This window comes from Rhodoferax sp. (genome assembly GCF_018780565.1).
GTDB lineage: Bacteria > Pseudomonadota > Gammaproteobacteria > Burkholderiales > Burkholderiaceae_C > Rhodoferax.
On the sequence record NZ_JADMJN010000005.1, the window covers coordinates 354,787 to 380,401 of the forward strand.

Genomic DNA, 25,615 nt, shown 5'->3' on the forward strand with positions numbered 1-25,615 from the left:
ATTTTCCGCACTCCCTGGGCTTGCTTGTGCCGTCGCTCAAGAGGGTCTCCAGGGGCACCGGAACCCCCCAAGGATTTTGATGAAACGTGTTGATGATTTCCGCTTGAAGTTCGGGAAAAGAGAGTTTGTGCCAATCATGGTTGGTGGCATGGGTGTTGATATTTCAACTGCTGAGTTGGCCCTCGAAGCTGCGCGACTTGGTGGCATTGGGCACATCTCCGATGCAATGGTTCCCGACGTTTCCGACCGACGTTTTGACACCAGTTTCGTCAAGGATAAAACCCGTTTTTACAAGCACAACATCGACAACGCAGACAAATCCATCATCAAGTTCGATTTGGGTGTGCTCGCCGATGCAACCAAACGGCATGTGGACGCAACCATGCAAGCCAAGCGTGGCGAGGGCATGATCTTTGTGAACTGCATGGAAAAGCTCACAATGAACGGGCCTCGCGAAACCTTGCAGGTGCGTATGGCCTCGGCACTGGATGCTGGCATTGATGGCATTACCCTGAGTGCTGGTTTGCATCTCGGTTCATTTGCGCTGATTGCCGATCACCCCCGGTTTCGCGATGCCAAGCTCGGCATCATCGTGTCTTCAGTGAGAGCGCTGCAGTTGTTCCTGCGCAAGAACGCCAGGCTGAACCGGTTCCCTGATTACGTGATTGTGGAAGGCCCCCTGGCCGGCGGTCATCTGGGTTTTGGCATGGATTGGGCTCAGTACGATCTGGCCACCATCACGAACGAGATCGTGCAATACCTGAAAACTGAGCAGCTCGATATTCCCGTGGTTGCAGCCGGTGGCATCTTTACCGGCAGCGACGCGGTGTCCTTTCTGGAAAATGGTTCCGCCGCTGTCCAGGTCGCCACCCGCTTTACGGTGGCCAACGAGTGCGGTTTGCCGGACAAGGTCAAGCAGGAATATTTCAAGGCCAGCGAAGACGACATCGTTGTCAACAACATCTCACCAACCGGCTACCCGATGCGTATGCTCAAGAGCACGCCGGCCATTGGCTCGGGCATCCGTCCGGGGTGTGAGTCTTATGGTTACTTGCTTGATGGAAATGGCAACTGTGCCTACATCACCGCCTACAACCGCGAGGTGGCCTTGCACCCCGACGCCAAGACAATTTCGGTCATGGACAAGACCTGCCTGTGCACCCACATGCGCAACTACAACTGCTGGACGTGCGGTCACTATACCTACCGCCTGAAAGACACGACCCGCCGTTTGGCTGACGGCAACTACCAGACCTTGAGTGCCGAGCACATTTTCAAGGACTACCAGTTCAGCACGGACAACAAGATCGCTTTGCCAGCCTGATGGCGGGACGCATGAGGACTTGCATCCTCGGCGACGCTGGAGACAGCAGTTTTTTTGAGGATTCTCAATGCTGCACGACCGGAGATTGAGATACTTGAACCGTCTCTCAACCCCGGGAATTGGACTCCCCGGGAATTCATCCCCCTCCAGCCTTCGGGCTTGAGGGGGTTTTTTCTTTTATTGATTTGTTGCGGCATTGATGAATTTCAAACCCGGCATGAGCAAAGCTACCAGCCCCGGCAGAGTCAGCACCGGACGGCCTGCATACGCAGAACATCAGAAATTTGTGCTCACAGTGAAAATGGGTACAGTCTATTTTTTTGATGAAGGAAAAAGATGAAGTTGCTCTTGCGGTTCCTGATCTTGCTGGGTTTCCTGCTGGTTCACCTGAATGGCCATGCTCAGGGCTCAATGCTTCGGGTGACCTGCGAGGGCGCTGATGTCGGTGCCGAGGTGTCGGTCAATGGGGTGTTCAAAGGCGAATGCCCCTTGGACATGTCGGTTGGGGCCGGAACCTTCAAGTTGCGTCTGGTGAAGAAGGTGGAGAGCACCCGTGAAAAGATTTTTGAGCAAGAGGTGCGTATGGGTGACGGGGTGGTTAAGAAGATCGAAGCTCGCTTGGGTCCTGCCCAATTTACGGCTGACGGTCAGCGCATCGAAGCCGAGCGGGAGCGTCAGGCTGCAGACAAGCGTCGCCAGGAGCAAGAAGCCGCCCGGGTGCGTGAGGACAACCGCCAGCGCGAACTTGCGTTGGCCGAACAACGCAGGATCGAAATGCAGACCCGTGCGCTCGCTGAATTCAAGGCCCAGGGCCTTGAACCCGGCAATGGCAAATCTTTCCGCGATTGTCCAGAGTGTCCTGAAATGGTCCTGGTACCTCCTGGACAGCTGCCGCAGCGAATTCCGCCGGCCAATGCGCTGATTGCCTGGCTGAATCAAGTCACCATTGCCAATCCTTTGGCCATTGGTAAATTCGAGGTCACCTACGATGAATGGGAGGCGTGTGTGGCCGTTGGCGCCTGCAGCCCTATGCCGGAAGGCGTGACTTCTGGGGTCTTCACCACCACGCGCTGGGGCAAAGGCCGCCAACCGGTGATCTTCCCCCAGCGATCGGATGCGCTGGCCTACCTCGCCTGGCTTTCCAAGAAAACCGGATATAGCTACCGACTGTTGTCGCTTGCTGAATTCACCTATGCGGCACGCGGCGGGCGCAGCAGCAAATTACCCTGGGGTGACGAGGTCGGGTCTAACAATGCGAACTGCAAGAACTGCGACTTCAGGTTAGGCGGCTCGCAACCGGCCCCTGTGGGGTCCTTTGCTGCCAATGATTGGGGCTTGCACGATATGCTGGGCAACGTGAGCGAGATGGTTGCGGACTGTAATGTGCTGCCTGCCAAGTATGCCGCGATGCCCAAGGATGGAAGTCCTTCGCGTGCCGAGCATTGCGCTATCACGAGTCCGCCAGCCAGCAGGGCGATTCTGGGTGACTCCTATGTTGTCATGGGTGCCAGTTGGAACGAGGACATCGGCAGCGGTATTTCCATCAGCCAAGGCTACGAAAAGCACGGGCTGTCGACCCTGGGACTGCGTGTCGCGCGGACCCTTCAGCCCAAAGCGCCAGACGCGGGCTTGGGAAAATAAAATGATCCGAAAATTTTGCACCGTGGCTGGCATGGTCTTTTTGCTGGCGTTTGCTGCATTCGCCCAGGGACCTGTCACCCAAAATCCCATCACTGACCTTGCCTATTCAGCGCAACCGGGCAAACAGTTGTACCTTACCGGAAAGTATCAGGGGCAAACTGTCAACATGGTGCGCACAGGTGCGCTGGGCGTTGGCAAGTTGACTGTGTACACGGGTACGCCGACTGACCGTGTGCGACTGACCATAGACGACAACAAGGGTTTGCAGGAGATCCTGGCTCTGGACAAGGGGCAGCGGATGACGCTGAATCGGGTCGGTCAAGAGCGAATCGAATACCGCCTGTACGCGCCGGACCGCCGGTTCATCATCGGATCGGTTCTCTACCGAAAGGATGGGCGTTGGATGCAAGGGCTGATGACGAGCGAGGCTTTCGCCGGCTATTCGGTGTTGACCGGAGTGACCGATGTAAGCGAAAAGTTTGCGTTTCAATCCACGGAGCCAAAGCTTGACCTGGCCCGTTGGTTCAAAAATGCGTGGCAGAACATCCACCTGATTTCAACTGCGCATGCCCAGGAAGAGGAAAACCTGATCCAGGGGTTTTTCAGCCAGTCTGCACAGGACGCCAGACAGCGATGGAGTGCACCCTTGCATGAAATGTTCAAAGGCTCCCTGGTGGGGGCTGCAGCGTTCACGGTCAAGCTGGTGGGGCAAACGGTGGCGACGGGTGAAACCGTTGCCCTGGGCGGCGCCGTGGCCGCTGCGGCGCCGTTTCTGGTTGCGGTCGGTACCGGCGTTGCCGTGGGCATTGCCGCTGATCGGGTCTACAACTGGGCGGAGGGCAAAAATCTGGGGGGCAGCGCCTCTGTGCGGGACTTGTATGACAGGCTGGTCGCCGGCACCCGGTTCAGCAACGAAGCTGGCCAACTTCCCCCCATGCCGTCCGTCGCAAACGCACCGGTCCGTGCGCCGTCCTCATCCTTGTCCGGCCTTCTGGATATGGTGGACAAGCAGGATAAATTGGACAAACAGGATTTCCGCGCCTCATTGGACATTGCTGACGCATGCACACGAAAACGTGATTTTGCATGTGCGAATGAACAGCTTGCTGACGCGTCCAAGCTGGCCTCCAGCGCTGCGGATCGGCAGTCGATTGCCTCGGCACGGCAGGGTATCGAAGTTGAAAAATCGCGGGTTGCGGAGGAAGCCCGTGTGCGAGCTGCAGCAGAGCGACAACGTGCCGAGGCCGAGCAACAGCGAATCGCGCAGGCGGAGCGTCAAAGGCAGCAACAAGCTGAAGCCAGCAAGTCCAGTGGTTTTCAGTGGGGTAAGGCCGGCGCCTTGTTGGCGGGATCCGCCATTGGCGGAATCGGCAAATTGTCAGGAGAAACGCAAGTCAAAATCATCACTGGAATCCTGCAGGACAGCTCGGCGGGACAGACAGGTATTGGCAACACCACGGCGGCACTTAACAGCAGTGCACCTTCTGGCAGCGGTCGCAACTCGGCTCAGCAGGCGGCCAGCCCTGCTGTGGGGGCAGGATCGCGCAGCAGTGAGGTGTGGCACGATGACTACAGCAACCAGGTCATCGCAACCGGCGTGGTCAAGCAGTACCCTGACCACGAAAGAAATATTCCCGGCGATGTTGTCGCCAGCAAAATGAGTTCAATGTCGGCGGCTCAGGCGGTTTGGGGAGCCCAGGGCGGAACAGTGACCGAGTATTCGGGCTGCGGCGCTTGTGGCGTGGGATCATCCATCAAGGTCGTCGTCAAATTCAGCTCGATCATCGACACCCATATTTTTCGCCGCGACAAGTGATCTATTGCAGGCCACGCCGCTTCAATTCACTAATGGCCGACGCATAGCCCTTTTCCGCCGCCTTTCGGTACCAGGCGATGGCCTCTGTCTCATTTTGTGCAACACCCTTACCTGTGGCAAGGTGAACCCCGAGGTTGAACATGCCAAGTGGATAACCGGCTTCGGCTGCTTTGCGGAACCAAAAAACGGCTTGCTCGCTGCTTTGCTCAACTCCCTTTCCAATGTAGTAGTTATAGCCAAGACTGGTCATGCCGACAACCTGCCCCGCCTCTGCCGCTTTTCGGTACCAGATCACCGCCTGTTCGTCACTTTGCTCAATACCCTTTCCGTTTGCGTAGCGGGTCGCGAGATTGAGCATTGCACCTGACTGGCCACCTTCAGCTGCTTTGCGATACCAGTGGACCGCCTGCACGTCATTTTGAGCAACCCCCTTGCCAATTGCGTAGTTGTAGCCCACCGTGAACATTGCCACAGCATTCCCGGCTTCCGCCAACTGCAGTGATTTTTGCATGGCGGCTTCGTCCTGACGCCGGGCTTCCAACGCACTCTGTTGACCTGCTGCGCTCAGTTGGGGGGCAGAAAGCGTGACTTCCACCTTCTTCACAACGCCATCACCCAGCCGCACGGTCTGTTCAAAAATCCGTTCGCGGGATGCATCCAGGGTTTTGACAACCCGTAGTTTTTGCTCCCCCTCCTGCACGGCAATATCCAGCGGACATTCGCCCTTGAACTTGCCGTTGACCAGTACTTCAGCGCCTGTAGCTTCGCCGTCGCAGGTCACGCGTAACAGCGAGTCCGCAGCATAAGCATTTGCCATAGCCAGTAGTACGCAGGTCAACAAGGAGAGGGTGCGTGTGTTTTTCATGTGTCAGAACCACTGTGTTGATGTGAGGGTTCTACCACATTGGAGTGTGAGCTCAATGGCTGCTACCCCTTTCTATAATTGAGGCAGGCACCCACCAACGATTGAGATTGACATGCAAAAAGACGCTGCAGCAAAGGCTGCGCCAGAGAGCAGCAAAGGTACGGCCCTGGGCCAGTTGCTGGATTTGTTCCAGCTCGAACACGTCGAGCCGGATCACTATGTCGGCCAGAGTCTGGATCTTGGGTTTCGCAATCTCTTTGGTGGGCACATTCTCGGACAAGCGCTGGTGGCTGCCGGAAACACGTGTGAGCAACGCAACGCACATTCCCTGCACGCTTACTTCATCCGGGGTGGCGATGCGCGCGCGCCCGTTCAGTACAACGTGGACCGTCTTCGGGATGGCAACAGTTTCAGTGTACGTCGTGTCACAGCTTCTCAGGCGGGGAAGGCCATCCTGATTCTGTCGTCATCGTTTCAGGCGGATGAGGAAGGATTTGAGCATCAGATAGACATGCCGGACGTGCCACCGCCCGAGTCGCTCACCGATGTTTTTCGTCAAACTCGCCCAGCGCCCGAACTGAAGTCCTCGGGAGCACAGGAGCCGATCAGGCCTGATCTGGCCATTGAAATCCGTCCTGTGGATCCCGTGGATCCCAAGCATCCCGAAAAGAAGACCCCGGTCCAGTACATCTGGTTTCGCGCCGATGGTCCGGTTCCTGATAACCAGGCACTGCAGAAGTGCCTCTTGGCCTACGCATCTGATTTCAATTTGCTCAGCACCTGCATGCGACCGCATGGCGTTACCCACGCCCAGCCCGACATGATGACGGCGAGCCTTGATCACGCGATGTGGTTTTACCGTGATTTTCGGATGGATGACTGGCTACTTTACGCCAGCGATAGTCCAACCAGTGGCCATGCCCGAGGGTTCAATCGCGGCAACGTATTTCGTCGCGATGGAACCCTGGTTGCCTGCGTTACACAAGAAGGTTTGATCAGAAAAATTGACCCACGCTGAACAGCGTTGATCCCCATGCAGTTCTAGGCAGCGGGTTCATCACGCATGGTTGTGGCGTCAAGGTCCATCTGCTTTCGATTGACGTGGTACGCGGTCAGCACCTGTGTGGCAATCATGTCCAGGGCGGGGCGCGTGTTACCTTGTTTGTCAGTCCACACCTTGGGGGTCAGGGCGCCGGACAGTGCCAGGGCATCACCGTCGTCCAGCGCCATCAGCGCCGCACTGGCCTCTGTAGCAAACGCAATCACATTGACGATGAGGCTTTCGCCATCGCCAGCACTGGCCTTGACTTTGGCCAGCGCGAATGAGGAGCCGTTCTTTCCTTGACGGGTCTCTGCCACGCCTACCAGCTTGCCAGCAATCAGGCCTTCGATCATGAATCTTCCTTGACCCCATAGGGGGCATGCATCGGCATCCTTCGATGCCTGTTGACTTCAACTCGGTAGTGCAGTCTACGTGAACCGTCGGGCTTTATGCCGTCACAACGCCTTTTGCACGACTGCGCCGGTAAACAGATAGGGCAGGCTGGGGCCAGCGCCCGGTGCGGTTCCGCCCTTGTTTTCAACGCTAATGGCCAATTGGCGCACATTCACTAAAGCTGTTGCGTCAGCGGCCATTCGCAGGGTCTTGCCCGGGCTCTTCAAAATACCCAGTGAATAGGGTTGACCAGCCAAGGGAAGTGCCCATAACTGCATCGTATCTTCGCGACCTTCAACGACGCTGTTCAGACGTTGAATCTGCAGGACGCTGTCCTGCGAGTCTTGCGTGATGAGCATGGCAGGTGTTTGCTGCCTGTCCATCAACACGGCAATGTATTTGATCTGTGCGCTACTCTGCAGCTTGGTCTGAAGGTGGCGAATCTGGGCCGTCAACTGCTCGAACATGCTGACACCTGTGGCAATGGCGATGGCCATGAGCAGCAGGCAAGCGATGGTGGCAGCCCGCCAGCGCGCGGCGTGACGGCTAGGCGGAGAGGACGAGGTGGGTTCGATCATGGACGCGCAGGGTCTGAGCCTTCTTGGAGTACGGCTTCAAACTCTGCCAGCTCTTGACCAATCTGCGCATATTTTTTCGACTTGGCTCGGTTGTCACTCCACTTGAGTACAGCGGCTTCCAAATCTTCTTTGAAATGAGCGAGTGCTGATTCTTTGACGCCCTTGGTGGCCGTCTTTGACGTACTGGACCAGAGGTCAATGAGATTTGACAGGCCATTATCGAAATCGTCGAAGGATTCGAGGTGGATCCACTTTCCGCTTTGATCAAACATTGTTTCTTTCGGTAATTGCATGTATTTCAGTTTGGCGGAGCGATCGGTGATCCGGGCCATTGAAGTGATCAGAAAGATTCAACTTGAGAATGAAAAAAGCACCTAGGCTTGTGGCCTAAGTGCTCTAGTCGTTTCTTGTTGTTGGCTCCTCGACCTGGGCTCGAACCAGGGACCTACGGATTAACAGTCCGGCGCTCTACCAACTGAGCTATCGAGGAATGCAGCCTCAAATTATAGCGTCATTTTTTGCAGCTCTTTGAGCTGAGATGTGGATTCGTTCAAAATCCGCAGAAAATTCTTGAAAATTTTGCACATTCAGCGCTGCGGGATAATTCAGGGACGCCCAAAGTGGCACGTTCGGACATGCAGTCCCAAGGAATATCAATGAGTGTTGACGCTTTCAAGTTCGAGTATCCCAGAGTACTTTCCATCGCGGGTTCGGACAGTGGCGGTGGCGCCGGCATTCAGGCCGATTTAAAAACGTTTTCTGCCCTGGGGTGCTACGGCATGACGGCCATCACGGCACTGACGGCACAAAACACGCTTGGCGTGCGCGCCATTCACGGCGTGCCCCCGCAAATGCTGCGCGACCAGATTAACGCGGTGATGGAGGACCTCGGCGCTGATGCGGTCAAGATTGGCATGCTGCATTCACCAGACATTGTGCGCACGGTGGCCGAGGCTGTGGATCGGCATGCCCTTCGAAATGTGGTGTTTGATCCGGTCATGGTGGCTACCAGTGGCGCAGTTCTGATTGACAACGGTGCTGTTGATGTTCTGGTTCGTGAGCTTTTCCCGCGCGTGGATGTGATCACCCCCAATCTGGACGAAGCCGCCCTGTTGGTTGGACAGGCCTTGAAGTCGGCGCAGGATATGGAACAAGCGGCTCTTGCCCTGCTGGCCAAAGGGGCACGCGCGGTTTTGCTGAAAGGCGGCCATTTGCCGGGCGATACCGTCATTGACTTGTTGATGACCTGCTCGGGTGAGAAATTCTGGATGCAGGCGGCGCGTATCCACAGCGCCAATACGCACGGAACCGGGTGCACGCTGTCAAGCGCCATGGCGGCGCATCTGGCGCTGGGTGCTTCGCTATTGGATGCCGTACAGCATGCGCGGACTTATGTGCGAGAGGCCTTGCTCTCAGGTGCACAGGTTCGCACCGGGCAGGGCAGCGGACCACTTAACCACGGCCATGCACCGGTGGCCATGCAACTCAAGCCGCTGCGTTGATCGCAGCCTGAAGGCTGGCAGCCATTTCTTCGGGGTATTGCGCAGCCACCAGGGCACGAACCACGGCAATTGAACCGACCCCGCTACTCAAAACCTCCGGCAGTTTGCTTTGATCGATACCGCCGATGGCGACCAAGGGGTAGTTGCGCATGAGGCGGGTGTAGGCCTGCAACCTGCCAGTGCCCTGCGGTGCGGTCACCATCCGTTTAAGGGTGGTGGGAAATACGGCCCCCATGGCGATGTAGCTGGGGCTGTGACGATCGGCACGCAGCATTTCGGCATAGCCATGGCTGCTCAGTCCCAATCGCAGACCGGCACTTCGGATGGCCTGCAGGTCCGCAGTGTCCAGGTCTTCCTGTCCCAGATGAACGCCATAGGCGCCCGCGGCAATGGCCGCTTGCCAGTGGTCATTGATGAACAGCAGGGATTCTGTGCCCTGAACCGCCTGGACGGCAGCACGCACCTCGCGCTCGACGGCTTGGGCATCGTCAGACTTGAAACGCAGCTGAACGGTGGCCACACCGGCGCGGGCCATGCGCGCGACCCAAACTGCATCAGGCAAAACGGCGTAAAGCCCGAGTCGTTGCGGACATGACGCAAACGCGTCGCTGCGGGGCCAGGGACGGATGCGAAAGTCTTCCGGTCGGTCGGGCCAGGCAGTGGGGTCGAAGCGGCCGGTCCGTTGCACCATGGCTTGCCATGCCGCGCCCAAGCATTCCGCGTCAGTCTCGATGAAACCCAATGCCAGACAGGCCTCTTTCGCCGCGCAGTAAACCGCTTGGTCGCTGCTGAAGGTTACAGACTGTCTGGTGTCAACGGGCAGGGCCAGGCCCGGGTGTGCCGTGACGATGCCCTGCACCATCGTTTCGTGGGAGTAGGGTGCGCTACTCATGCCTGGTGCCAAAACGGTGTGCCCAACACGGGGGTACTGGGTTGGGCCGCCTGCTGTTCGCTCATCGTGCCGGCCAGAAAGGCATCACGCCCAGCCTGCGTGGCCGCGGCAAAGGCCCCCGCCATGACCACAGGATTTTGTGCAAGTGCCACGGCAGTGTTGAGCAACACGCCATCAAAGCCCCATTCCATGACCTGGCAGGCATGCGATGGCAGCCCCAGACCAGCGTCCACGATCATGGGTACTGACAAGCGCTCACGCAGGGTTCGCAGGGCGTAGGGGTTGATCGGTCCCTTGCCGGTGCCAATGGGGGCGGCCCAGGGCATGATGGCCTGGCAGCCAACATCCACCAGACGCTGGCATAAAACCAGATCTTCGGTGCAGTAGGGCAGTACCTTGAAGCCGTCTTTGATCAGCTGGCTGGCAGCTTCCACCAGGTTGAGTGTGTCCGGCTGCAGTGTGTAGTCGTCGCCAATCAGTTCCAGCTTGATCCAGGGAGTACCAAACACCTCGCGCGCCATCTGCGCGGTTGTGATGACCTCCTGAATACTGTGGCAGCCAGCGGTGTTGGGCAGCACGGGTACTTGCAACTGGCGCAACATGTCCCAGAACCGATTGCCTGTGTCACTGGAGGCCACGTTTTGCCGACGCAGCGAAGCAGTGAGCATGGCGGGCCTGGCCGTCTTGACTGCTGTTTCTAGAATGTGCGGCGACGGATAGCGCGAGGTTCCCAGCAGCAGGCGGCTTGAGAAAGTCTGGCCGTAGAGAACCAATGGGTCGGCGGAAGTGGCGGTGCTTGGGTCAGTGCTCATGGTGTGAGGAATTATCCCCCGGTGACTGGTGCAATGACGTCAATGCGGTCGTCGTTCTGGAGCAGCCTCTGGCTGTACTGGGTGTTGGGGACGAATTCCATATTGACTGCGGCAGCAAAAGGGGGTTTTGTCTGAAGCAGGGAAATAGCGTCAGCCAGTGTTGCTCCGGCTTTCAGTTCGTAGGCCATCTGGTTGATGAAGACCTTCATGGCATCAGTTGTCCGCGTTCTGGATGGACAAGGAAAAGTTGGCCGCCAGAGGGGAGGTGTTCGCATCAAAGAGTTCCATGACCACATCCAGCATGGCCGGTGCGATAAGGTAACCATGCCGGTACAGGCCATTGATTTGCAGCACGCGCGGGCCAAGGTGGCGGATGGAGGGCAGGTTGTCGGGCAATGCGGGACGGCATTGTGTGACAAGGTCCAGCACCCTCGCTTCTGCAAATCCGCTGTCCACCGAGTAAGCCGCACTCAGCAACTCCAGGGTGGATCGGACGCTGATGGGCGACCGGTCGTCGGACTCAATCTCGGTGGCTCCGAGCACAAAAATACCATCCTGTTTGGGTGCGATGTAGATGGGGTAGCGCGGATGAATCAGACGTGTGGGACGGCTCAGCTTCACTTCCGGTGCCAGCAGCGTGATGATCTCGCCACGCACGCCTCGCAAGGCGGGCCATTGCTCGCGTGCGCCGAGTCCGCGACAGTCAAACACCCAATCCGGCTGCCCTGGACTACCGGGTGAAAAATCGCAAGGCGCCCGCGGACTGTCCCAGTTCAGCTTGACGCCCAGGCCTTGAAGCTGGCTCAGCATGGCAGCCAGCAGTTGGTGGTTGTCCAGCTGCCCCTCGCCCGGCAGATACAGGCCTTGGGCAAACCTGGAGGCCAGTGAAGGTTCCAGGCGAGCAATCCCCTGGGCATCCAGAGTCTGGGGCCTGGGAAGATTCGGCAGCGACGCGCCCGTGGCCTGCAACTGGCGTGAAAAGCGGTCTGCTTCAGCGGCGTCCTGCCGGTGCCAGAGTACGAGGGTGCCGTCTTGCTGAAAGTAAACCGGTTCGTCCAGTTGCGCAATCAATTCAGGCCATCGCTTGAGCCCGTGAACACCCATTTGCACCACGCTTGCCTCGGTGATGGCCGATTCGGCCAGCGGGGCCAGCATGGCAGCAGCAGCCCGGGCGGCCGAATTCAAGGCTTCAGGCCCCCCCGCATCAAACAGCTCAAGCGAATGCCCGGCGCGTGCCAGTTGGCACGCCAAGAGACGCCCCATCAAGCCTGCGCCCAGGATGACAATGTTCATAGTTGCTCTCGCAGGATGGTCTTAGATTCGTTTCGGCCGAGTCAACCAGGCCAGGGTGAAGGTCAGCGCCAGGGTTGGCAATGCAGCGCCCCACTGAGGAGCCCATTTAGCGATCATATGATAGGCCGCGATACCGCCCAGCCAAAAAACTGCGGCAGTTGGATCAAGCTTGCGTTGGGTCAATGCAAAGCTGGGTTGGCCTGTGCCCAGTCGACCCAGAATGACGCCATACAGCGGCACAAATACAGAACTCAGCAGCAATAAAAATGGTTCCAGGCTGTGCATGGGCAGCACCAGCGCCAGTCCAGTACACAACACGGCTAGCACCAGTCCCCATTGACGGATGCTCAGGGACGGTTTGAGGCTGTGCGAGGACACGGCACCTGAGTAAACGTCTCCGTAAGCGTTGTCAATTTCATCCACCAGGATCAGACTCAGCGCAATCAGGCCGCCTTGCGCCAACAGCAGGGCGCCTACCAGATCGGCACCCGGTTGCGCTACGCTGACCACCATGACGCCCAGGGCGTAGCACCAGATGTTGGCCACGGCGTACCCGACCCAGGTGCCTTTCATGGCACCGCGTCCCGAGAGGCCATGGCGGGCGTAGTCTGCCACCAGAGGCAGCCAGGAGACAGGCATGGCAATCACCAGGTCCATGGCCGCCAGCATGCTCATGCTGCCATCGCCCGTACGGGTCCAGAACGCGTCAAACCCTTTGGCCTGCAACTGCCCGCCGAATTGCCAGGTGAGCCATAACAGGGATGCAATGACCAGAGGCAGCCCGATGCGGGCAACGATTTTGCGTACCAACTGGGTCATCGAGCCGGCCAGCAGCAGCGTGAGTACACCGCCCCATAACAGGGTGGTGATGAGCATCCCGCTGGGACCGTCCATGATCAGTCCGAAAGACTGCTTGCCAATGGCGGCAGTGCCGTCACGCATGATGACCAGCTCGAACGTGGTCCAGCCAATCAACTGCGCAATGTTCAACAGAACCGGCAAGCGTGCAAAGTAGCTGCCATAGGTGGTGTGCATCAGCCCGGCACTGCTCAGGCCACTGTCGCAGCCCAATTTGGCGGTCCAGGCCAGCAGGCCCGAGCCCACCAGAGAGCCCAGTACGATGGCTATGGCGGCATCGCGTGTTCCCACTGCGGGCACGAGGTACGCGCCAATCTGCATGACCAACAGGCCGACACCGAGGCTGAACCAGAGTGATGCGTGCTCGTGCCAGCGAAACACCCGGTCAGACGTCGCAACGGGCGTCAAGGCCTGGTTGTCGGTTCGGGAAAGATTTGAGTTTGCCATCCATTTGCTCCATGCAAAAGTTGTGGCAGGTGGGCTTGGGTCCGGGCGTCGTGAGGGGTCACAAGAGAGTTTCGTGACTTGGCTGACCGGACTTGCTTCCCTGCGCGAGGATTACCTCAATCAGGTTCAAAGGGACTTTCTCAGTCGCCCGGATCTTTTCGGAAACCGGACAACACCCCCAGCGAATGTGCTCCAACGAGCACGGTACGTATTTTACTTAGTCGAACACAGGGGTTTCAACCCCCAGCACTTTGTGCAGCTTCGGACTGGTCGTCGTGTACTGCAAGAAGACCTTTTTCTCCGGCATGATGATCGGCATGGCGCCAAAGGCGGCCAGCGCGCATTCATGGAAGCCGCTCAAAATCAGCTTCTTCTTGCCCGGATAGATATTGATGTCGCCCACCGCAAAAATGCCTGGCACGCTGGTGGAGAATTTTTCAGTATCGACCTTGAGCTGCTTGCGCTCGATGTCCAGGCCCCACTCGGCGATCGGGCCCAGTTTGGGACTCAGGCCAAAGAACACCAGCAGCACATCCAAAGGCACGACGCGGGTTACACCGTCGGCCCCGGTGACTTTGGCGCCGGCGAGCTTGCCATCTTTTTCTTCATAGCCGGTCACTTGACCCACAATGAATTGCATCTCCAGCGCGTCGCACAGTTCTTTCATCTTGGCGACGTTGGCGGGAGCCGCCTTGAAGCCATCGCGACGGTGAATCAGGATCACGCTTTCGGCTTTGTGCGGGCTGTCCTTGACGAAGTCCAGTGCCCAGTCCAGTGCCGAGTCGCCGCCCCCAACGATCACCAGGTTCTTGCCTGCAAAATCATCGGGATTCTTCACGCGGTAGAACAGCTGGGAGCCCTCGAAGGCATCAAGGCCATCGACCTTGAGGGTTCGGGGCTGGAAGGCACCTACGCCTGCAGCGATGAAGATGGTCTTGGTGATGAACTTGGTGCCCTTGGACGTTTCAACAAAGAAGCGGCCGTCATCCTGTTTCTGTACGGTGGTGACTTCCTGGCCAAAGTGAAAGGTCGCGCCAAAGGGCTCAATCTGTTTCAGAAGGTTGTCTGTCAGTTCCTGACCCGTGCACACAGGCACTGCCGGAATGTCATAGATGGGCTTGTCTGGATACAGCTCCACGCATTGGCCACCGGGGTAGGCCAGAGAGTCGATGACATGGGCCTTGATCTCCAGCAGACCGAGTTCGAACACCTGGAACAGGCCGACCGGGCCTGCGCCGACGATGACTGCATCGGTTTCAATGGGGCCTTCATGGGCCTGTGCGGTGTTAATCACTTCTTGGTTCAGTTGAGGGTCCATCACGGTATCTACAAATTATTTGATAAGCAGCGGGAGCTTGCCGGTCTTGTCTTTCCACTCGTCGGCATCCGACAGCGGGGCTTTGCGTTTGGTGATGCTTTTCCAGGTCGGCAGCTTGGCCAGCTCGGCATTGAGCTTGGTCATGTGTTGCTGGTCAGCGGGCACATCTTCTTCGGCATAGATGGCGTTCACCGGGCATTCGGGAATGCACACGGCGCAGTCGATACATTCATCGGGATCGATGGTCAGAAAGTTCGGGCCTTCGCGGAAGCAGTCCACGGGGCAAACGTCGACGCAATCGGTGTACTTGCATTTGATACAGGCTTCGGTGACGGTATGTGTCATTTTGTAGTTTTCGACGAATGGGTGGAAACCCTATATTTTATTGGTTTTCCATAGTCCCTTTTATTGGACCTGGCCTTGAAGTCACCAGGGTTACTTGGTTTGGATCAATTAATCAGCACTGCGCCCGCTGTTTTGTGCGATGCCGTGTCCACCAACACCAGCGAGCCGAGCACGCGTGAGCGGCTGTAAGGCAGCGCGGCAATGGCCTCCTGAAGCGTCAGTTCAACGTGTCCAATCGCATTGGCGTCAAGCTGGGCGGCGTCTTCTTCGGCCAGTGTGTTGACGTCGAGCTTGTGCACGATACGCTTGATTTTGGCTTTGACCCAGCGGTGTCCATGCAGCGCCCAGTAAACCCGTCCCGCCACCAGAGGCTCGTCGTCCATCCAGGCCACGGTGGCCTTGAGCTCGCGGCTGGGGAGGAAAGTGCCGACCGGGGTCTCAAATTCGTCGTCCTTGGCATCTGCCCGTGGTTCAACGGCCAGCAACCAGTCACCACGCGATACGTCGACTTCACGGTCCAGCACGATGCCCGCGCTGTGGCCTGCCAGAACAGACCCCGGCTGGCGGGTATGACCCAGTACCTGCGCGATGGTGGCGGTCTGGCCACTTGGCAACACGGACACCTGTTGTCCCACTTGCGCAGCGCCGGTGGCCACACGGCCCCAGAAAATGCGGCGGCCTTGGGATGTGTCGCTGGAGGCCGAAAATTTTTCCACCCATTGCACCGGGAAGGCGAACGGAATCGACGTCTCTGCGGGCGTGACGGGCAGTCCTTCCAGAATTTCCAGCAGACTGGGGCCTTGGTAGTTGCACCAACCGGCGGCGGCATCCACCACGTTGTGGCCCTTGAGCGCCGAGATCGGCACGATGGCCGTAACGGTGATGCCGGCGGCCTTGGCAAAAGCTTCCAGCGCATGGCGGATGTTGACAAAAGCCAGCGCGGCCTGACCCGTCGTTTCCGGCTTGGCCGCGTCTTCCAGCGCATCCAGTTTGTTCACCGCAAAAACAATGCTGGGTACGCGCAGCAGATTGACCAGCAGCGAGTGCCGGCGGGTTTGTGGCAACAGTTCCAGAGCATTGGTCTGCCACTGGAGTTTGGTGGCATCTACCAAGACCACGGCCGCGTCGGCGCTGGAGGCAGCCGTGACCATGTTGCGGGTGTACTGCTCGTGACCGGGCGCATCGCCAATGATGAACTTGCGCTGCGCTGTGTTGAAGTAGCGGTAGGCCACGTCGATGGTGATGCCCTGCTCGCGTTCGGCGGATAGTCCGTCTGTGAACAGGGCCAAATCGGCCTCGCCACTTTTGGAAACGTTGGCCAGTTGGTCCTGCAACACCGAGCGGCTGTCAACCAGCAGGCGGCCGATCAGGGTGCTCTTGCCATCGTCCACCGAACCACAGGTGATGAACTTCAGCGCTGAACCCGTGTCATTTTGGCCTGTAGCCCTCGCCGATTGTGCAGTATCAGCTATTAAAGTAGTAGCAGTCATCAGAAGTACCCGTCTTTCTTGCGCTTCTCCATGGAAGCCTCTGAGGTTTTGTCGTCCATGCGCGTGGCGCCGCGCTCGCTCACATCAGCGGCCAGCGTCTCAATCACGATGTCGGCCGCAGTCGATGCGGTGCTTTCCACCGGGCAGGTGCAGGTGATGTCGCCCACGGTGCGAAAGCGCACGTCGCGCGACTCCACCGTTTCGCCGTCTTTGGCGGGGGTGAGTGCAGTCACTGGCACCAGCAGGCCCTTGCGCTCGACCACGTCACGCTTGTGGGTGTAGTAGAGCGAAGGCAGGGCGATCTTCTCTCGGTCGATGTACTGCCACACGTCCAGCTCGGTCCAGTTGGAGATCGGGAACACGCGGAAGTGTTCGCCCGGCTGCAGGCGGGTGTTGAACAGCGTCCACAACTCAGGGCGCTGCGCCTTGGGCTGCCACTGGCCGAAGCTGTCGCGGTGGGAAAAGATGCGCTCCTTGGCGCGGGCTTTTTCCTCGTCGCGGCGGGCGCCGCCAATCAGCGCGTCAAAGCGGAATTCGTCAATCGCTTCGAGCAGTGTGACCGACTGGTGCACGTTGCGCGACTCGCCGGGGTGGGCCAGGCGCACGGTGCCGCGCTTCATGGAGTCTTCCACGCTGCGCACGATCAGGTTGGCTTCGAGTTCTTTGGCGCGGGAATCGCGAAAATCGGTCACCTCGTGGAAGTTGTGGCCGGTGTCGATCATCAGCAGGGGGTAGGGGATGCGGCCCACGCCAAAGGCCTTTTCGGCGCACTTGAGCATGACCAGCGAGTCTTTGCCGCCCGAGAACAACAGGGTGGGGCGTTCGAACGCGGCAGCCACTTCGCGCAGGATGAAGATGGTTTCTTCTTCCAGCGCATCCAGATGGGCGTTGCTCAGGTGATCAGGGCGATTCGGGTGGGGCATGGTTTGCAGCAATTCAGGTTCGGTACGGGCGTTCATGCTGGCGCTTTCTCCAGGGATGACTGATTGACGTGCAGACCGCATTCCTTGGCGGCCTCGTCTTCCCACCACCAGCGGCCGGCACGGAAATCTTCGCCCATGCTGATGGCACGGGTACAAGGGGCGCAGCCAATGCTGGGGAAAAACTGGTCATGCAGCGGGTTGTAATCAATTTTGTTGGCGGCAATGAAGTGCCACACGTCACCCCAGGTCCAGTTGGCCAGAGGATTGATTTTGACACGCTCGGGGTTGCTGGTATCGATCAGGGGCACGTCGGCGCGGGCGCCAGACTGCTCCCGGCGCAGGCCCGTGATCCAGGCATCCTTGCCGGCCAGTGCCCGCTCCAGCGGCTCCATCTTGCGAATATGGCAGCAGCCCTTGCGCAACTCGATGCTCTTGTACATCGCATCCTTGCCCTCGCGGGCCACAAATTCCACCACCGCCTCGTTGCGCGGCGTGAAGACTTCAATTGGCGTGCGGGAAGTCGCCTGAAGGCGGTCCAGCAGCGCCAGTGTTTCGGGATGCAGCATGCCGGTTTCCAGCACAAAGATGCCGATATGGAGTTGCAAGGCGTTGATCAAGTGCGTGAGAACCACGTCTTCCGCGCCCAGACTGGATGCCTGGCTGACCCGCGCCGCGCCACCAGTGACCAGAGGCGCATAGTCGCGTGCGGCTTGTTGCAGCAAGGTTGTGGTTTCTGCCAGCTTGGCCGAGAAATCAGCCGATGCGCGGGCATTCAGATCGATGGCGCTCATGCGGCGGCTCCTGCGATGAAATGGGGGACAGTGGCAACGGTATCGCCCTGGTAAAACGACTGGTAGCGATCAAACTGGCGTTGCGCATGCTCTGCGTTCTGGTCTTCACGCAGCACCGCCGCATCGAAGCCGCTGCGCTGCATTTGCACCAGTTGATCAATCAGCACATCGCCCGTGGCGCGAATCTCACCTTTGAAGCCGAGCCGGCGTCGCAGCAAAAAGGCCTGGCTGAAAGCCCGTCCGTCGGTGAACTTGGGGAAGCTCAGTTCCACACGATCCACGCCCTCCAGACTCAGGGAGCGTGGGTCGGCATCGTTTTCAAGTTCAATAACATTGGAGCCGATAGCCCTCGTCGCGTGTTCGTTTGCAGCTATTAATTTCATAGTATTCATTCCTTTCAGACCAGCTCGGCCGGTGCTGTCTGGCGCACACTGTTGGCCGCCAGCTTGAACGCATCCATGCCGATACGGCGAACCGTGGCGATGAAAGTCTCACCATGCTGACGCTCACTGCGGTAGGTGTCCAGCACTGCTTCGATCACATCGGGCACCTCTTCGGCGCCAAATGAGGGGCCCACCACTTTGCCGGCTACCGGCGCACCACTCAGGTTAGAGCCGTCCGAGCCGCCCAGGGATACCTGGTACCACTCGCGTCCATCCTTGTCTACCCCGAGAATGCCAATGTGGCCGCTGTGGTGATGCCCGCAGGAGTTGATGCAGCCGCTGATGTGCAGGTCAATTTCACCCAGGTCATGCAGTTCGTCCATATCCTGGTAACGCTCGGTGATGGCTTCTGCAATCGGAATCGAACGGGCGTTGGCCAGCGAGCAGAAATCGCCGCCGGGGCAGGCAATCATGTCCGTCAGCAAACGGATGTTGGGGCGGGCAAAGCCGGCCTTGCGAGCCGCACGCCACAATTCGGGCAACTGATCGCAACGAACCCAGGGCAGCAGCAGATTCTGGTCATGCGTCACGCGCACTTCGCCGGCGCTGAACTGGTCAGCCAGCAAAGCGGCCATTTCCAGTTGGCTGGCGGTCGCGTCGCCGGGGGCGTAACCCAGGCGCTTGAACGACAAGGTCACAGCACGCATATCCGGGTTTTTATGGGGTGCCACGTTTTGCTGCAACCAGCGGCCAAACTCAACGTCGTCCTCGGCAGCCGCGCGCAGGATGTTGGCGATTTTGAGGTCGGCATCCGACTTGTTGCAAGTCAATGCAGGGGGTATGAACGAAGCGCTAACCCGGTCCAGCTCCTGCTGGGTGATGGTGTGGACGGCGCCGTCGAGCTCGACAATCTGGCGGTACTCGGTTTCGACTTCATCGGTAAAGCGCTGGCCTTCGGCCTTGACCAGAATCTTGATGCGCGCCTTGTACTTGTTGTCGCGACGTCCCCATCGGTTGTAGACCCGTACCACGGCTTCGAGGTAATTCAGAATCTGGTTCCAAGGCAGGAATTCGCGGATGGTGCTGGCAATCACCGGTGTGCGGCCCATGCCGCCACCTACCAGTACTTTGAAGCCCATCTCGCCCTCGGCGTTGAGCAGCACATGCAGACCCACATCGTGCCAGGCGGTGGCGGCGCGATCTTCTTTGGCACCTGAGATGGCAATCTTGAACTTGCGTGGCAAAAACGCAAACTCCGGGTGCAGTGTGCTCCACTGACGAATGATTTCGCAAAATGGGCGCGGGTCCACGATCTCGTCCACGGCGATGCCGGCACGCTCATCGCTGGTGATATTGCGAATGCAGTTGCCGCTGGTCTGGATGCCGTGCATATTGACCGTGGCCAGCAGGTCCATCACATCGGCGCTCCTGGCCAGAGGAATCCAGTTGAACTGGACATTTTGGCGGGTTGTGAAATGACCATAGCCCGTGGGCAGCTTGGCCGTACCGAGCTTGCCCTGCGTAGTTTGTGCAGTTTCATAGACCTCGGCGTTGGGCTGATCGTATTCACGGGCAATCCGTGACAAGACGCGCAGTTGCGCACTGGAGAGCTCGCCGTAGGGCACAGCAATACGCAGCATTGGCGCGTAACGCTGAACATACCAGCCATTTTGCAGGCGCAAAGGCAAAAATTCCTCATTGCTGAGCTCACCAGACAGATGGCGCCCCAGTTGGTCGCGGTATTGCGCGGCACGGTGACGAACAAACTGGCGGTCGAAGTCGGTGTATTGGTACATAGTTGGGTATCTGTTTTGGCTATGGCCGCAAGGTTTTACAAAGCAATCAATTTCACGCCGGCATAGGCCAGCAAGATGGAGAGAAGTGAGCGAATGATCCGCTCAGGAATGCGGGACATCAGGTGCGAACCCACCCAGATCCCGGGCAAGGAGCCCGCCAGCAGCTTGGCAAGCAAGGGCCAGTCCACCGAGCCCAGGGAGGCGTGCCCCATGCCTGCCACCAGCGTCAGCGGCACTGCGTAGGCAATGTCAGCCGCCACGATGCGCGGCAAAGGAAGCAGAGGGTACAAAATCATCAAAACGGTCACACCAATAGCGCCAGCACCTACCGACGTCAGCGTGACCAGCGTGCCAATCAGCGCGCCAAACAGCAAGGGCAGGCTCCAATGGCGTGGTGTGGCAGCCTGTGCCTCCTTGCCTCTCACCACTGTGACGGGAGCGGCTTTTCCGCGCAACGCCTTGTACAGGGTTGCAGCAGCGGTCAGTAGCAATGCAACGCCCAGCGTGCTGGTCATCAGGCTTTGAACCCGGGCACTGGTGGCGCCAAGGGTGTGCAGCAGGAACAGAGTAATCAGTGCCGCCGGGATGCTGCCGGCCGAGAGGTGAAGCACCACACGCCAGTCCACCAGCCGGGCCCGCGCCAGCTTGAGCGTGCCGCCCATCTTTGTAAATGCCGCAAACAGCAGGTCTGTACCTACCGCCATATAAGGCTTGACGTCAAAGAAGAAAATCAGAATGGGCGTCATCAGGGAGCCGCCGCCCACGCCAGTCAGACCGACGACGATTCCCACAAAAAAGCCAGCAAAGATGAACGCAAAGTCATGCATAGGGGCAGACTTTAAAGCGGCACCTTTAGATTGCAAACTACATTTTCATGATTTCTATATTCTCATATGGAATATAGAAGGTTGTAGGCAACATGCAATCGCAGTCACCCACCTATTGCATTCCCCGCAACGCCCGCAACCGTTCCTCAAAGTAGCTACCCACCGCGTAACGTTCAGACAGCACGACTTCGTGATGAGGGTGCAGAAACAGGGGCGGATAGTGCACTACGCGCTGCATGGATCGGCTTCAGCGGGTGAGCCAGGGGCTCATCAGGATTTTCTCCAGATCAGCTTTGCAGGCCTCGGCCTGCACCTTCATGCACACTTGAGTCAGCGGTATGTCGCTACCCCAGCCGTTTTGGGGATAGTCAATGGAATCCTTGCGTTTCATGATGGTCTGACCCTGCGCCAGCCCCTGCGTAGCGACTCGGACCCGCCCCATCTCCACCGTAAAGAGTTCGGGACTCGCCAGGTAGATGAAGGCCAGCACGTCGTGCCCAAAACAGCCATGAATGGCAGCCACATGGGGATACAAAGCACTGTAAAAGTTGGCATAGAAACCGACCGCATGATGCAGCGTGTCGGTGGCAGGGTGTCGATGGTGATCGGCGATTTTTTTGAACAGTGATACCGGCAGGATGACCTGGTGCGTCACATCCAGGCCCACCATCGTGAGTGCCCAGCCGGCCGTGAAAACATGGTCGGCAGCGTGGGGGTCGTTCCAGATGTTGGCCTCGGCCACGGGGGAGGCGTTGCCGGGCTCCAGAATGCTGCCACCCATGATGATCACTTCGTGCAGCAACTCCGGCAGCTGGGGTTCCAATGTCAGGGCTTGGCTCAGGTTGCCCAGCGGGCCTACGGCTACCAGCGTAATTTCTCCAGGGTTGGCGCGCGCCATGTCGACGGTGAACCGGGCTGATGAGCGCGGGTCAAGTTGATGTCGATGGAGGGTTCGTGCAGGCAAATTGCCCAGACCGTCGGCGCCATGGATATGAGCCGGTGGCGGCTCCAAAGGCTTGACCAAGGGCGCGGCAGCGCCTTGGGTTACAGGGATGCTTCTGCCTGCCAGGGCGTTCAAATAGAGCGCATTCACCGCTGCCTGCTCCACGGTGACATTGCCGAAGGTGGTGGTGATACCAACGACCTCGATGGCCGGATGTGCCAGTGCATAGTACAAGGCCATGGCGTCGTCTACGCCGGGGTCGGTGTCATAGATGACTTTTCGGGGTGGCGCAGTGATCATGAAAGCAAGGGTTGCCAGGTTTTCAGATGGACTCAAGGCCGCAAAACTGCTTGAGCTCAGTCAGGCGCGCATCTGTGGCCGGTGGCTGAGCGCTCAAAAAGGAGAGCACTTCGGCCTGGTTCGGAATGCTGGTCTGCGCACCAAGGCGCGTGCAGGCGAGGGCGGCCGCTGCGCTACCCCGTTGCATGGCCGTTTGAAGTGGCTGTCCTTGACTCAGGGCTGCCACCAGAACACCACAAAAGGTATCGCCAGCGCCGGTGGTGTCTATCGGCGTCACATCAAAAGCCGGTTGGTACGACAACGAGCCTTCCGAACGCACGCAGCAGCCGTGGTGACCCAGGGTGACCACGACACAGGGCACCGCAATCCGGGCCAGACACTGGGCAATGCTGCCTGCTGCGTCGGCCACAACAGCCAGCTCACCCTCGTTCACGATCAACACGTCCAGCAGGGCCAGCAGTTCAGCAGGCAAGGCGCATGCGGGTGCAGCATTGAGCACCACCGTGATGCCTTGCGCCCTGGCCGCTTTTGCGTAGGCCAGGACACACGCCAGCGGTATCTCAAGCTGCATGAGCAGGTGGGTGAAACCATTGAGCGGCGGCAAATCCGCGGGACTCAAAGCGTAGTTGGCACCTGGTGCCACAGTGATCGCGTTTTCTGCGTCATCCGAAACGCAGATAAAAGCTGTACCGGTGGCGCGGTCTATAACCCGCCTGGCATGCAGGTGCACGCCAGCTGCTTTCAGGGATGACTCCAGGGGTACCGCATACGCGTCATGACCCAGGGCCAGCAGCATATGGGTGTCTGCACCGCCAGCCCGCGCGCATGCCACGGCCTGGTTGGCGCCTTTACCTCCGGGAACGGTCTGGAAATCGTGCCCCAGCACGGTTTCACCGGGCGCAGGGATATGCGGCGCCCGCACGACAAAATCAAGATTGGCTGAACCGGCGACAAGAATCATGGTTGAATCATAGGACAGACGGTTTTGCAGGCCTATTTGGAGCCCCTATCAGGACGACACTGCTACAGTGCGGCCCTTGGAGATTTTATGAAGCTTATTGCAGGTTTTTTATCTTTGCTGGTGACGGGTGCGTTCGCCCAGAGTGGTCCGATCAAGATCGGGGAAATCAACAGCTATTCGAGCATTCCCCAGTTCACGGTTCCCTACCGTCAGGGCTGGCAGCTGGCGGTAGAGGAAATCAATGCAAGCGGTGGCCTGCTGGGCCGCAAGGTCGAGGTCATTGCCCGTGACGATGCTGGCAAGCCGGAGGAGGCCCTGCGCCACGCGGTCGAGCTCACCAGCAATGAGAAAGTCGATGTGCTCGCCGGAGGCTTTTTATCCAATGTGGGCCTCGCCCTGGCGGATCATGCAGCCAAAAACAAGCGCCTGTTCGTCGCCAGTGAACCCTTGACGGATGCCATTGTTTGGGAAAAAGGCAATCGCTATACATTCCGTCTGCGCCCCAGTACTTACATGCAGGCGGCCATGCTGGTCGAAGAGGCGGCCAAACTGCCTGCCAAGCGCTGGGCCACCATCGCCCCGAACTATGAGTACGGTCAAAGTGCCGTGGCAAGTTTCAAAGAGTTGCTCAAGGCCAAGCGCCCCGATGTTGAGTTTGTGGCCGAGCAGTGGCCTGCGTTGGGCAAGCTGGACGCGGGAACAACCTTGCAGGCCATCATGCAGGCCAAGCCGGATGCTATTTTCAACGTCACCTTTGGGGCGGATCTGGCCAAGCTGGTGCGCGAAGGTAATCAACGCAATGTGTTTCCGAAAACTGCCGTGGTTTCCATGCTGTCGGGCGAACCTGAGTATCTGGATGTGCTCAAGGACGAAACCCCACGCGGCTGGATCGTGACCGGATACCCCTGGGACCAGATCGATACCCGTGAACATGCCTCGTTTGCTGCAAATTACTACAAAAAGTTCAACGAACATCCCAAAGTAGGCTCGGTGGTGGGCTATGCCACCATGCAGGCCATTTTTGCAGCCATCAACAAGGCCAAGAGCACCGACAACGAAAAACTTGTACTCGCCATGCGTGGACTCAAATTCAGCACACCGTTTGGGCCGGCCGAGTTTCGCGCCATCGACCAGCAGTCAACCATGGGCGCGTTTGTCGGCAAGCTGGATCAGCGTGGTGGCAAGGGCAGCATGGTGCAGTGGCGTTATGCCGACGGCAAGGCCTACCTGCCGCGTGATGAGTATGTGCTGGCGCGCAGACCGGCGGCAGCTATCAAGTAGCTGAAATGGCCGCCATAATTTGCCTGAATTTGTTTCTTTGAAAGTCTGTCATTCATGGGACCCAGCATTTATGTCAAGGTTGTCGGCTTTCGGGACGTTGAGCGTCACGCGCTCAACACGCTTTTCAGATTGTCGATAGGGCAACCCACGTCGTACACCTTGTGGACGCCCGAGGCTCCCGTGGCCCCGCACCTGGCCTTGATTGACCTGGATGCCTATGAGGCTGTGCTGGAGTTGGCCTCGCCGGATGCACATCCCGGCCTGAAAATGATTTGCGTGGGTGAAGGCGCACCGGACCATGCCTTGTGCACGTTTATGCGTCCGCTGCATTGGCCTGATGTGGTGAAGGTCATGGACAGCCTGTACAGCGCGGACGAGGTGATGGACATGGATTTCGGTGACACCGAAGCCGGCTTTGGTGCGCCATCGGACGCTCGGGTGTGCCTTCTGGTTGATCCTTCCCGTGAAGACCGCATGTACCTGCGCGCCCGTCTTGCATTGGCGGGGCATACCGATGTGGACGAGGCTTCTACCGGAGCGATGGCGCTTGAGTTGGCCAGAAACCGTCACTACGATCTGGTTGTCGTGGGGTTGACCGTTTCGGATATGGATGGCTGGGCGGTGATCCGCCAGTTGGTGGACCTGGAGCCGGCCATTGGAAGGGTCGTGGTGAGTACGAGCGACAAGACCTGGCACATGCGCGAGCATGCCGAAAAATCCGGTTGCTCGGCGGTACTTGAAAAACCCTATGATCCCTCGAAAGTTATCGAGTTGCTACAAAAGATATAGCTAAA

General features: G+C 58.5%; 26 protein-coding genes, 1 tRNA gene and 1 riboswitch. Of the genes, 7 read left to right on the plus strand and 20 right to left on the minus strand.

Annotated elements, in window-relative coordinates; all coding sequences use genetic code 11:
* The first annotated feature begins 79 nt into the window (after positions 1–79).
* The 3 genes from IV109_RS09135 to IV109_RS09145 all read left to right on the plus strand — a co-directional run bounded on the left by IV109_RS09135 (position 80) and on the right by IV109_RS09145 (position 4,781).
* Positions 80–1,324, plus strand: a complete 1,245-nt coding sequence (locus IV109_RS09135) for a nitronate monooxygenase (protein ID WP_296695085.1) — start codon at positions 80–82, stop codon at positions 1,322–1,324.
* A 336-nt stretch (positions 1,325–1,660) separates the two neighbouring features.
* On the plus strand, positions 1,661–2,965 hold the full coding sequence (locus tag IV109_RS09140; RefSeq protein WP_296695087.1) for an SUMF1/EgtB/PvdO family nonheme iron enzyme: 1,305 nt from the start codon (positions 1,661–1,663) through the stop codon (positions 2,963–2,965).
* A gap of 1 nt (position 2,966) precedes the next feature.
* Entirely contained in the window at positions 2,967–4,781 is a 1,815-nt protein-coding gene (locus tag IV109_RS09145; RefSeq protein WP_296695089.1) for a hypothetical protein, read from the plus strand.
* 1 nt (position 4,782) lies between these two features.
* Here the strand turns inward: IV109_RS09145 and IV109_RS09150 are convergent, their stop codons facing one another.
* Entirely contained in the window at positions 4,783–5,646 is an 864-nt protein-coding gene (locus IV109_RS09150) for a tetratricopeptide repeat protein (RefSeq protein WP_296695092.1), read from the minus strand.
* A 112-nt stretch (positions 5,647–5,758) separates the two neighbouring features.
* Between IV109_RS09150 and IV109_RS09155 the strand changes: the two genes are divergently transcribed.
* Positions 5,759–6,664, plus strand: coding sequence for an acyl-CoA thioesterase II (locus tag IV109_RS09155; RefSeq protein ID WP_296695094.1), 906 nt, complete (start codon positions 5,759–5,761; stop codon positions 6,662–6,664).
* A 23-nt stretch (positions 6,665–6,687) separates the two neighbouring features.
* Here the strand turns inward: IV109_RS09155 and IV109_RS09160 are convergent, their stop codons facing one another.
* From IV109_RS09160 to IV109_RS09175, 4 genes are all read right to left on the minus strand, one after another.
* Complete coding sequence (locus tag IV109_RS09160; protein WP_296695096.1) at positions 6,688–7,041, minus strand: single-stranded DNA-binding protein; 354 nt, start codon at positions 7,039–7,041, stop codon at positions 6,688–6,690.
* A 102-nt stretch (positions 7,042–7,143) separates the two neighbouring features.
* Positions 7,144–7,659 (minus strand): anti-sigma factor, encoded by a 516-nt coding sequence (locus IV109_RS09165; RefSeq protein ID WP_296695099.1) that lies wholly within the window; start codon positions 7,657–7,659, stop codon positions 7,144–7,146.
* Entirely contained in the window at positions 7,656–7,991 is a 336-nt protein-coding gene (locus tag IV109_RS09170) for a hypothetical protein (RefSeq protein WP_296695101.1), read from the minus strand. Before IV109_RS09170 ends, IV109_RS09165 begins: the two co-directional genes overlap by 4 nt.
* Before the next feature lie 82 nt (positions 7,992–8,073).
* Positions 8,074–8,149, minus strand: a tRNA-Asn gene (locus IV109_RS09175).
* Between the two features lie 166 nt (positions 8,150–8,315).
* Here IV109_RS09175 and thiD point away from each other — a divergent pair.
* Positions 8,316–9,161, plus strand: coding sequence for a bifunctional hydroxymethylpyrimidine kinase/phosphomethylpyrimidine kinase (gene thiD, locus IV109_RS09180; protein WP_296695104.1), 846 nt, complete (start codon positions 8,316–8,318; stop codon positions 9,159–9,161).
* On the opposite strand, the gene IV109_RS09185 is transcribed toward thiD, so the two are convergent.
* From IV109_RS09185 to IV109_RS09255, 15 genes are all read right to left on the minus strand, one after another.
* Positions 9,145–10,053 carry a thiamine phosphate synthase gene (locus tag IV109_RS09185; protein ID WP_296695105.1) on the minus strand — a complete coding sequence of 303 codons (909 nt, stop codon included), beginning with the start codon at positions 10,051–10,053 and terminating at the stop codon, positions 9,145–9,147. The genes thiD and IV109_RS09185 overlap by 17 nt on opposite strands.
* Positions 10,050–10,865 (minus strand): thiazole synthase, encoded by an 816-nt coding sequence (locus IV109_RS09190; protein ID WP_296695107.1) that lies wholly within the window; start codon positions 10,863–10,865, stop codon positions 10,050–10,052. The genes IV109_RS09185 and IV109_RS09190 overlap by 4 nt, the downstream gene beginning before the upstream one ends.
* An 11-nt stretch (positions 10,866–10,876) precedes the next feature.
* Positions 10,877–11,074, minus strand: coding sequence for a sulfur carrier protein ThiS (gene thiS / locus IV109_RS09195; protein ID WP_296695109.1), 198 nt, complete (start codon positions 11,072–11,074; stop codon positions 10,877–10,879).
* Between the two features lie 4 nt (positions 11,075–11,078).
* Complete coding sequence (locus IV109_RS09200; protein WP_296695111.1) at positions 11,079–12,158, minus strand: FAD-dependent oxidoreductase; 1,080 nt, start codon at positions 12,156–12,158, stop codon at positions 11,079–11,081.
* Between the two features lie 21 nt (positions 12,159–12,179).
* Positions 12,180–13,463: a cytosine permease gene (locus tag IV109_RS09205; protein WP_296695114.1), complete on the minus strand. Its 1,284-nt coding sequence runs from the start codon at positions 13,461–13,463 to the stop codon at positions 12,180–12,182.
* An 80-nt stretch (positions 13,464–13,543) separates the two neighbouring features.
* Positions 13,544–13,653: riboswitch (TPP riboswitch) on the minus strand.
* 27 nt (positions 13,654–13,680) lie between these two features.
* The gene (locus tag IV109_RS09210; protein WP_296695116.1) at positions 13,681–14,781 is read right to left on the minus strand and encodes an NAD(P)/FAD-dependent oxidoreductase; all 1,101 of its coding nucleotides are present in this window, start codon (positions 14,779–14,781) and stop codon (positions 13,681–13,683) included.
* A gap of 15 nt (positions 14,782–14,796) precedes the next feature.
* Positions 14,797–15,126, minus strand: coding sequence for a ferredoxin FdxA (gene fdxA, locus IV109_RS09215; protein ID WP_296695118.1), 330 nt, complete (start codon positions 15,124–15,126; stop codon positions 14,797–14,799).
* Between the two features lie 104 nt (positions 15,127–15,230).
* Positions 15,231–16,616 (minus strand): GTP-binding protein, encoded by a 1,386-nt coding sequence (locus IV109_RS09220; RefSeq protein WP_296695121.1) that lies wholly within the window; start codon positions 16,614–16,616, stop codon positions 15,231–15,233.
* Positions 16,616–17,575, minus strand: coding sequence for a sulfate adenylyltransferase subunit CysD (cysD, locus tag IV109_RS09225; RefSeq protein ID WP_296695123.1), 960 nt, complete (start codon positions 17,573–17,575; stop codon positions 16,616–16,618). The genes IV109_RS09220 and cysD overlap by 1 nt, the downstream gene beginning before the upstream one ends.
* Positions 17,572–18,330, minus strand: a complete 759-nt coding sequence (locus IV109_RS09230; protein ID WP_296695126.1) for a phosphoadenylyl-sulfate reductase — start codon at positions 18,328–18,330, stop codon at positions 17,572–17,574. The genes cysD and IV109_RS09230 overlap by 4 nt, the downstream gene beginning before the upstream one ends.
* Positions 18,327–18,713: a DUF934 domain-containing protein gene (locus tag IV109_RS09235; protein ID WP_296695128.1), complete on the minus strand. Its 387-nt coding sequence runs from the start codon at positions 18,711–18,713 to the stop codon at positions 18,327–18,329. Before IV109_RS09235 ends, IV109_RS09230 begins: the two co-directional genes overlap by 4 nt.
* Before the next feature lie 14 nt (positions 18,714–18,727).
* The gene (locus tag IV109_RS09240; protein ID WP_296695130.1) at positions 18,728–20,509 is read right to left on the minus strand and encodes a nitrite/sulfite reductase; all 1,782 of its coding nucleotides are present in this window, start codon (positions 20,507–20,509) and stop codon (positions 18,728–18,730) included.
* Positions 20,510–20,544: 35 nt separating this feature from the next.
* Positions 20,545–21,336, minus strand: coding sequence for a sulfite exporter TauE/SafE family protein (locus tag IV109_RS09245; RefSeq protein WP_296695132.1), 792 nt, complete (start codon positions 21,334–21,336; stop codon positions 20,545–20,547).
* Positions 21,337–21,583: 247 nt separating this feature from the next.
* Complete coding sequence (locus IV109_RS09250; RefSeq protein WP_296695135.1) at positions 21,584–22,579, minus strand: nucleoside hydrolase; 996 nt, start codon at positions 22,577–22,579, stop codon at positions 21,584–21,586.
* Between the two features lie 22 nt (positions 22,580–22,601).
* The gene (locus tag IV109_RS09255) at positions 22,602–23,540 is read right to left on the minus strand and encodes a ribokinase (RefSeq protein ID WP_296695138.1); all 939 of its coding nucleotides are present in this window, start codon (positions 23,538–23,540) and stop codon (positions 22,602–22,604) included.
* A gap of 87 nt (positions 23,541–23,627) precedes the next feature.
* Between IV109_RS09255 and IV109_RS09260 the strand changes: the two genes are divergently transcribed.
* Both IV109_RS09260 and IV109_RS09265 read left to right on the plus strand, forming a co-directional pair.
* Positions 23,628–24,821, plus strand: coding sequence for an ABC transporter substrate-binding protein (locus tag IV109_RS09260; RefSeq protein ID WP_296695140.1), 1,194 nt, complete (start codon positions 23,628–23,630; stop codon positions 24,819–24,821).
* Positions 24,822–24,875: 54 nt separating this feature from the next.
* The gene (locus tag IV109_RS09265; RefSeq protein WP_296695142.1) at positions 24,876–25,610 is read left to right on the plus strand and encodes a response regulator; all 735 of its coding nucleotides are present in this window, start codon (positions 24,876–24,878) and stop codon (positions 25,608–25,610) included.
* Positions 25,611–25,615 lie beyond the last annotated feature (5 nt).